2 protein-coding genes are annotated in these 2,127 nt (G+C 37.5%); one reads left to right on the top strand and one right to left on the bottom strand.

The annotated features are described in order from the left end of the window. Positions 1–255: 255 nt before the first annotated feature. Positions 256–582 (bottom strand): hypothetical protein, encoded by a 327-nt coding sequence (locus L1D51_RS21260; protein ID WP_239964808.1) that lies wholly within the window; start codon positions 580–582, stop codon positions 256–258. A 695-nt stretch (positions 583–1,277) separates the two neighbouring features. Between L1D51_RS21260 and L1D51_RS21255 the strand changes: the two genes are divergently transcribed. Further along, the coding region (locus tag L1D51_RS21255; RefSeq protein ID WP_239964807.1) for an integron integrase at positions 1,278–2,127 on the top strand (850 nt) is incomplete at its 3' end.

The following is a 2,127-nucleotide window of genomic DNA, read 5'->3' as shown; positions in this document are numbered from 1 at the left end:
AATATGATCATATGGTTCTGTAAACGCAAAAGTAACGGTAGCTAAAATAGCAAAAAATGAAAGTATAAAGATGAACCCCGCAAGCACTCTAAAAGGAGTTCTAACTTTAGCTAATTGTTCCCTCGGTAAACTCATATATTCCTTTGGCTTATAACGCCGCAATATGGGGCGTATTAAGCTTGGCTAAAATTAGCGAAGAATGAGCGCCAGCCAAGCTTTAGACGTCCCATCCATAATTGCCTTGTTATATGTAAATTACTTTTGCGTTAATCGGTAATTATGAGCTTCTATAGCATGATCTAAAAATTGCCAAGGAACATACATATTATTTACGTACACGGAGAAAGCATTTTCAATATATTTGGGTTTATATGTTAGCCAGTAATCATTTAACCGCTCAGTGAAACTTCCCGCTATATCGCCATGTAACAAATATTGTTCAAGTAAACTCGATACCAATTTTACATGCGCCAATTCTATTTCAGCATTCTTCAAATTTTCTTTTGAAATGGCGTCCTGAGCGTTTTCCACACCTTGTGATATTACATGGTTTAAGCTTGCATTAAGCGGATGCGGTGGCATGTGCTCTCCATTTACATATAACGCCGCAATATGGGGCGTATTAAGCTTGGCTATAATTAGCGACGAAGGAGCGCCTGCCAAGTTTTAGACGTCCCACGCATAATTGCCTTGTTAGTTTTCAACTTCCACCGATACGGTGAAGTGACTTATTAAAACAGTGTTCCAATTGCTCGTAAATCGTTGGGTTCTTTTCAATGTAGTCACTTACCATTTCGAAGAAACCCTCAATACTTTCTTTGTCATATGGCCTTACATGTATTTTGGTAATTACCCTGTGGTTAATCTCATTTAACCACTTAACCCTATCTAGTTTTTCGCATTCATCTAGTTCCTTATCCCATAAATAAACTCGTACAGCTACTGTTAACGAGTGAGCTAGAACTCGAAAAAAATCACACCTTTTACTGTCAGAAAGCGATTCTAATTCATGGATGAATCTGTTGAGATTAATACTCGGCTCCTTTGAAAACTAACATGTTTATAGCGAGCTAATCGCGCGTTTTTCTACCACAGCGTAGCTCGTTTTTCTGATTAGATTATTTCTAACAAACTTGTTAACTAATTACCAGTGTTATTAAAATTTAGGAGTCGTCGCTTTTACCTCAGGATAAAAACGAGCGATTGGTCGTTTTCTTGACTATACGAGCGACTGAGCTAAAGCTGTATATATACAGCTTTATTTCAAAGGAATGAAAATGAAAACTCGCTCTCCTTATTTAAACTACATTGCAGACTATWTGCTCAYTCGTCAGTATTCATTAAGAACAATTAATGCTTATTTAGGTTGGATCGCAAAATTTATTCACTTTCACAACAAACGTCAYCCAAGCTCAATGGGAGATGCAGAAGTCAAAGCGTTTTTAGACCATATTGTATTAAAACGTAATATGTCACCTAGAACACAAAGTGCAGCTTTAAATGCGCTGGCTTTTTTATATAAACATATTGTCAAAAATGAGCTTTCTTTAAACTTGAATTTTGCACGAAGTAATCGACAACCCAAGCTGCCTGTAGTGATGAGGCCTGATGAAGTAAAGCAATTGATGAGTCATCTTTCCAAGCGATATTACTTAATCACGGGGTTAATGTATGGAAGTGGTTTGCGTGTGATGGAAGCGGTACAATTGCGAGTAAAGGACATTGATTTTGATTACAAATGCATTCAAATTTGGAACGGGAAAGGCAACAAGCATCGTATAGTTACTCTTGCAACGGAGTTGATCCCACTACTTAGAAATCAAATTTTGCAAGTTGAAGAATATTTAAGATTAGATTTACAAAACGAGCGATACGCAGGTGTGTGGATGCCTAACGCTTTAACTCGTAAATATCCCTCAGCTAATAAATCACTAGCGTGGCAATACTTATTTCCTTCCTACAAATTAAGTGATGACCCAGAAACTGGCGAGATACGTCGCCACCATTTCCACCCTACATGTGTTAGAAAAGCGATTAAAAAAGCATTAAAGCAAACCAATATTACAAAGGTTATTACGCCTCATACCTTGCGCCATTCATTTGCAACGCACCTATTGCAAAGTGGGG

Source organism: Pseudoalteromonas shioyasakiensis, from assembly GCF_022398475.1.
In the GTDB taxonomy this organism is placed as follows: Bacteria; Pseudomonadota; Gammaproteobacteria; order Enterobacterales; family Alteromonadaceae; genus Pseudoalteromonas.
Note: the sequence above shows the minus strand (reverse complement) of the source record. Positions and strands in the feature narration are given on the sequence as shown.

What these genes read in the sequence shown, in the direction of transcription:
- L1D51_RS21260 (WP_239964808.1), bottom strand. Translation starts at nt 582, where the DNA reads ATGCCACCGCATCCGCTTAATGCAAGCTTAAACCATGTAATATCACAA.